The organism is Thalassobacter sp. (assembly GCF_982993085.1).
Window position 1 is genome coordinate 1 of sequence record NZ_CEZFMW010000156.1, and the last position, 6,191, is coordinate 6,191.

Here is a 6,191-nt window from a genome sequence, read left to right on the forward strand (position 1 = left end):
CGGATCGCATCCAGAAGGGATGTTTTACCGTGGTCAACGTGGCCCATGATGGTGATGACGGGCGGACGGGACGTAAGGTCTTCGTCTTTGTCGTCAACTGTCTGGATCACGTCCTCAACGTCGGCATCGGACACGCGCACAACTTTGTGGCCAAACTCTTCGATGATCAGCTCCGCAGTATCTGCGTCGATCACTTGGTTTTGGGTGGCCATGATACCAGCGTTCATCAGCGATTTGACAACGGCTGCGACACGCTCTGCCATACGGTTGGCCAGTTCCGAGACGACAATCGCCTCAGGCAACTGAACTTCGCGTACGATCTTTTCACGCTCAACCGAGCCGCCCATCGCCTTTTGACGCTGACGCTCTTGCTTGCGCTTCATCGCGGCCATGGAACGTTGACGTCCGCCTTCGCCACCAGTCAGGGCTTGGTTTACGGTCAGCTTACCGGAGCGACGGCGATCGTCGGCGGCAGTTTTGGCACGCTTGTCGCCACGGTCTTCTTCTTTGCGGCGAGGCGGCATTTCGGTGCGCGGGCCGGAGGGCGCAGGGCGACCTTCCTTGGCGGGCGCAGGGGCTGCGGTTGCAGCAGGTGCGGCTTTTGCTTCTGCGGAACGCTTGGCGTCGGCGGCTGCTTCTTCTTCTTTGCGGCGCTTTTCGTCTTCTTCGCGTTGCTTAATAGCTTCTTCACGCTCACGCTCTGCACGCTCTTTGGCCTCGGCCTCATCGCGGCGGCGCTGACGCTCTTCGGCGCGCTCTTGCTCTTCGCGGGCGCGGCGCTCGGCCTCGTCCGCTTCACGGGCTTTGGCTGCTTGCAGCGCCTTTAGCCGGCGGTCCATTTCGGCATCAGTTGCCGTGGGGACTGTGGGGGCAGTGGCATTGGTGCCGGCATTGCCAGCCTTTGGTACCATAACACGTTTACGCTTCGTCTCGACGACGACGCTTTTGGTGCGTCCGCGAGCAAAGCTTTGCTTCACTTGGCCGCTACGTGCGCCACCAGAAAGTCCGAGGGGTTTTTTACCGTCTTGATCGCTCATGCGTCTGTCTGTTCCTTCCCGGCGGACCCATTCCCGCCGATATCCTTGCGGATGCTTTGAAGCCTTGCGGCTTCCTCTACAACACGTTTGCTGAGTCCACCAGCGCTTAGGGCTGCGTGGATGACTCTGTCGCGTCCGAATGCCAGTCCCAGCTCTTCGGCTGAGAGGTGGCCAATGAATGTATCGGGGCCGCCCGGCTTTTGAATGGGGGCCTTTAGTTTGGTCTTGCCGCGCTCTGAACCGTCGCGGGCTTGCATCAGCACACGGGCGCGTTCCAGTTCAAGCCAACCGCGGACTTTTTCATAACCCGTGATTGCCTGACTTGCCTTGCGTGCAAGGGCAAGACTGTCTTGCACCCGGCGCAAAAGGCCCGTCTCGATGCGGTCGACTATCCCTTCGGGGATTGTCAGCTGTGTCTTTGCCGCACGCGAAAATAGCTTTTTCTTAACGGCCAGTTCCACCGCACTGCGGTCGGACGAAACCCAAATGCCCCGGCCCGGCAGTCGTCCTGCTAAGTCGGGAACAACTGATCCGTCAGGGCCAGCGACGAAACGGATCATGCGCGACGTTGGGCGCACTTCTCCTGTTGCGATGCAGCGACGTTCTTGAACGTCGCGTGATTTAGCTTTGCCACCTCGGCCCAAGCGCGAAATCCGAGGCCATTAGACCTCGGCCTCCTCGTCGGCTTGTGCCTCATCACCCGCGCCTTCGGCATCGGGGTCAGCGGCAGCATCTTCGGGGTCGATCCAACCCAGCATTACGCGGGCTGTCATGACCATGTCGCGGGCTTCTTCGAGGCTCACGTCGAATTTTTCTAGCAGGCCGTCGTCCTTCACGCGTTGGCCTTCGATGGTTGTCCAACCACCAGCGAGTTCCCAGTCAGCACAGGTCGCGAATTCTTCAAGGTTCTTGACGCCGTCCTCAGCCAAAGCTTCAAGCATTTGGGGTGTCAGACCTTCGAAGTTCACGAGGCTGTCTTCGATGCCCAGCTCTGTCGCGCGCTCCATGGCTTTTTTGTTTTGTGCTTCGAGGAAGTCACGGGCACGGGCTTGAAGCTCATCTGCTGTGGACTCGTCCACGCCATCAATGCTCAGCAGTTCGTCTTGCTCGACGTAGGCGACCTCTTCCAGCGAGGTGAAGCCTTCGGCCACAAGAAGCTGGGCAAAGAATTCGTCCAGATCGAGGGTATCCATGAAGAGCTGAGTGCGTTGTGCAAACTCTTTTTGACGACGCTCGGATTCTTCGGCCTCGGTGAGGATGTCGATGTCTAGGCCGGTCAGCTGCGATGCAAGACGCACGTTCTGACCACGGCGGCCAATCGCGAGCGACAGTTGCTCATCAGGGACCACGACTTCGATACGCTCGGCTTCTTCGTCCAGAACAACCTTGGACACCTCAGCAGGCTGAAGCGCGTTCACGAGGAACGTGGGCGCGTCTTCATTCCATGGGATGATGTCGATTTTCTCGCCCTGAAGCTCGTTTACGACGGCCTGTACGCGGCTACCACGCATACCAACACAGGCACCCACGGGATCAATCGAGTTATCATAGGAAATCACGGCGATCTTGGCGCGCGAACCGGGGTCACGGGCAACAGCTTTGATTTCGATGATGCCGTCATAAATCTCGGGCACTTCCATCTTGAACAGTTCGGCCATGAATTCTGGCGCGGTCCGGCTAAGGAAGATCTGCGGGCCCCGAGGTTCGCGGCGCACATCTTTGATAAAGACGCGGATACGGTCATTCGGGCGATAGCTTTCGCGGCCGATTTTCTCATTGCGGCGTAGCACAGCTTCGCCTGCGCCGATATCGACGATGACGTTGCCATATTCTTCGCGCTTGACCAGACCGTTGATGATTGTGCCGGCACGATCTTTGAACTCTTCGTACTGACGATCCCGCTCAGCTTCGCGCACCTTTTGCAGGATAACCTGTTTGGCGGATTGTGCCGCGATGCGGCCCATTTCAACGGGGGGCACTTCGTCGATCAGCATGTCGCCAACCTGCGGGTCTTCTTTGTAGACGCGGGCTTCTTTGACGGTCAGCTCGGCCTGCATGTTTTCCACGGCGTCGTCTTCGACAACCGTACGTACGCGCGTAAAGGTCGCTCGGCCCGTTTTGCGGTCGATGCTGACGCGGATATCCATCTCTGCGCCGTAGCGGGACTTGGCCGCCCGGGCGAGGCTTTCTTCCATGGCCTCAATCACAAGGCCGGGGTCGATCATCTTCTCGCGGGCAACGGCGTCAGCGGTTTGCAGCAGTTCCAGCTGGTTGGCGGAGGTAATGGCCATGTCTCAGGACTCCTCGTCGTCTAGGACGGTTTCAACATCATCGAATTGGGTTTCATCAATTGCGCCTGCATCTTTGCGGGCGCGCAGAACATCACGGATCAGCTCATCGGTCAGCACCAGTTTGGCGTCCGAGAGCCACTCGAACTTGAGACCAATGGTCCCTTGTTCGATTTCCAATAGGACTTCATCGCCTTCTGTGCCGGCGATCGTGCCCTTAAAGCGGCGCTGACCATCGATCATCTCGGTGGTCTCGATCTTGGCGACATAGCCGTTCCAGGCATCAAAGTCCTTGAGCCGTGTCAGGGGGCGGTCGATCCCGGGGCTGGATACTTCAAGGGTGTACTCATCCACAATCGGGTCTTCGACATCCATGATCGCACTGACTGCGGTAGAAATCTGGGCGCAGTCGTCGACCTCTATCCCGCCTTCGGGCTTTTCGGCCATGATTTGCAGGATCGGCGTTTTGCCCGACATCAGCCGCAGGCGCACCAGTTCAAACCCCATGTCTTCGATGACAGGGGTGACGATGTCAGCAAGCCGGACATCCATTGCGGTTTTGGCGATTAGTTCAGACAAAAAGGGTCCTCAAAACAAAAAAAGCGAGCCAAGCGGCCCGCTGCATATTCCGGTGGGCGCCAGGGGCGCGCCGCTGTTGAAGGTGGATATAGGGGAAGGATGCCCCTGATGCAAGACAATTGCATTGGACCGCGATTTGACAGAAGGTTCCCGCAAATCGGGAGGACAGATTATGCGCACCAAAGCCGCCGTGGCCATTGCCGCGGGCAAACCCCTAGAGATCATGGATGTGAACCTTGAAGGCCCCAAAGCCGGCGAGGTTTTGGTCGAGATCAAAGCCACAGGTATTTGTCATACGGACGAATTTACTCTGTCGGGCGCGGACCCAGAGGGGCTGTTTCCCGCGATCTTGGGCCATGAGGGCGCGGGCGTTGTGCTAGAGGTCGGCCCCGGTGTGACCTCACTAAAGCCGGGCGACCACGTGATCCCGCTGTATACGCCCGAATGTCGGGAGTGTGAGTATTGCCTCAATCCCAAAACCAACCTGTGCCAGTCGATTCGTTCCACTCAAGGCGCGGGGCTGATGCCTGACGGGACCTCACGGTTCTCGACATTGGATGGGGATCCGATCCTGCACTATATGGGTTGCTCGACTTTTGCGAACCACACGGTTTTACCCGAAATCGCGTTGGCAAAAGTGCGCCCTGACGCGCCATTCGACAAAATTTGCTACATTGGTTGTGGTGTGACCACGGGCATTGGTGCGGTGATCAACACGGCCAAGGTTGAAATCGGCTCGCGCGCGATTGTTTTTGGGCTGGGTGGCATTGGTCTGAACGTGATCCAAGGGCTGCGGCTTGCCGGGGCTGATCAAATCGTGGGCGTCGATTTGAACCCATCCAAGGTCGAGATGGCGACGCGGTTTGGTATGACCGACTTTGTGAATCCCAATGAGGTTGAGGGCGATTTGGTCCCTTACCTTGTGAACCTCACGAAGGGTGGGGCGGATTACACCTTTGACGCGACAGGCAATGTGAACGTGATGCGTACGGCGCTTGAGTCCGCACACAAAGGCTGGGGCGAGAGCGTTATTATCGGCGTGGCACCCGCAGGGGCCGAAATCTCAACACGGCCATTCCAGCTTGTAACCGGACGCGTTTGGCGCGGCACCGCCTTTGGTGGCGCGCGTGGGCGGACGGATGTGCCTCAGATCGTGGATTGGTACATGGACGGCAAAATTGAGATCGACCCAATGATCACCCACACAATGGGCTTGAATGACATCAACAAAGGGTTTGACCTGATGCACGCGGGCGAAAGCATCCGCTCGGTCGTGGTTTACTGAATGGTTAGGGGCGGGCGCGATCTCGCCCCTATTCTAAGCGGCTGTGCCGTAGCGCGTCAGAAACATTTCAACCGCGCTGTCGACGACCCGCTTGATATCCTCGGCTGAAACGCTCGGCTTGATCCCCAAAAGTACCTCAAAAAAGCAGTCTGCCTTGCACAGTTCGGCGAATTGGTGGGCAGCAAGGTGCGGATCTTCGACCTTTAGCTCACCCCGATCCTCTGCGTGTTTGAAAAACGCCATCATGCGTTCGACGGTCACGCAGGGGCCTTGGCAATAGAACTGTTGCCCGATTTCCGGGAAACGGCCGGCTTCGGCGATCACAACGCGGTACACGCTGATCCCAAACTTCGACAATAGAAGCGTCGCTAGGTTAGTTCCGATTTGGGTCAAAACCTCGCGGGCGCTGAGGCCATTATGGTCGATTTCTGCAATCAGGCTGGCCTGGCGCGTGATCTCACGCTGGGCGACTTCGATGAACAGAAGCTTCTTATCGGGGAAATAGCTATAGAGCGTGGCCTTTGATACACCAGCTTCGCGGGCGATGGTGTCGACGCTTGCGCCTTCAAACCCTTCGGCCATGAACACACGCGATGCGCCTTCGATGACCTGATCGAATTTACGGCCGCGCTTGATCAGGCTCTCTACTTCCATCGGTCTCTCCCTCTGCGTGAGATTGATTGTAAACGACGCGGTTCACTTCAAGCAAGCACTCGCCAGTGGAAAGGCAAGCAATACGAAAAAGAGGCACCCAGAGCGTTACCTCTGGATGCCTCTGGGCGACCTTGAAAGTTGGCTATTTGCCAGCAGGTTGGGGTGTCTGTCCGGTCCGGCCGGATTTAACGACGGGGGCGCTATCTTGTTGGGGGAAAACAAGTGGCGTGTCCCAAGCCATGCCGATCAAGGTCGAGGCCTGCACCGCGGGAGCGACGGCGGCAAGCCCAAGGGAGAGAGCAATCAGGAGGGGGAGGAGTTTCATATGAATGACCTTTCGCGTGCAAT

7 protein-coding genes are annotated in these 6,191 nt (G+C 57.9%); 1 reads left to right on the top strand and 6 read right to left on the bottom strand.

Going from position 1 to position 6,191, the window contains the following annotated elements; genetic code table 11:
* From AC4GMC_RS16755 to rimP, 4 genes are all read right to left on the bottom strand, one after another.
* The coding region (locus AC4GMC_RS16755; RefSeq protein ID WP_490391477.1) for a translation initiation factor IF-2 N-terminal domain-containing protein at positions 1–1,037 on the bottom strand (1,037 nt) is incomplete at its 3' end.
* On the bottom strand, positions 1,034–1,681 hold the full coding sequence (locus AC4GMC_RS16760; RefSeq protein WP_487876936.1) for an RNA-binding protein: 648 nt from the start codon (positions 1,679–1,681) through the stop codon (positions 1,034–1,036). The genes AC4GMC_RS16755 and AC4GMC_RS16760, both read right to left, overlap by 4 nt.
* An 18-nt stretch (positions 1,682–1,699) precedes the next feature.
* The gene (gene nusA, locus AC4GMC_RS16765) at positions 1,700–3,328 is read right to left on the bottom strand and encodes a transcription termination factor NusA (protein WP_487876935.1); all 1,629 of its coding nucleotides are present in this window, start codon (positions 3,326–3,328) and stop codon (positions 1,700–1,702) included.
* A gap of 3 nt (positions 3,329–3,331) precedes the next feature.
* The gene (gene rimP / locus AC4GMC_RS16770) at positions 3,332–3,904 is read right to left on the bottom strand and encodes a ribosome maturation factor RimP (RefSeq protein WP_487876934.1); all 573 of its coding nucleotides are present in this window, start codon (positions 3,902–3,904) and stop codon (positions 3,332–3,334) included.
* 172 nt (positions 3,905–4,076) lie between these two features.
* On the opposite strand from rimP, the gene AC4GMC_RS16775 reads away from it, so the two are divergent.
* Positions 4,077–5,189 carry an S-(hydroxymethyl)glutathione dehydrogenase/class III alcohol dehydrogenase gene (locus AC4GMC_RS16775; RefSeq protein WP_487876933.1) on the top strand — a complete coding sequence of 371 codons (1,113 nt, stop codon included), beginning with the start codon at positions 4,077–4,079 and terminating at the stop codon, positions 5,187–5,189.
* Between the two features lie 33 nt (positions 5,190–5,222).
* Here the strand turns inward: AC4GMC_RS16775 and AC4GMC_RS16780 are convergent, their stop codons facing one another.
* Positions 5,223–5,843 carry a TetR/AcrR family transcriptional regulator gene (locus AC4GMC_RS16780; RefSeq protein ID WP_487876932.1) on the bottom strand — a complete coding sequence of 207 codons (621 nt, stop codon included), beginning with the start codon at positions 5,841–5,843 and terminating at the stop codon, positions 5,223–5,225.
* Positions 5,844–5,985: 142 nt separating this feature from the next.
* Positions 5,986–6,191, bottom strand: a 206-nt coding sequence (locus tag AC4GMC_RS16785; RefSeq protein WP_487879540.1) for a hypothetical protein, incomplete at its 5' end; no start/stop codon positions are given.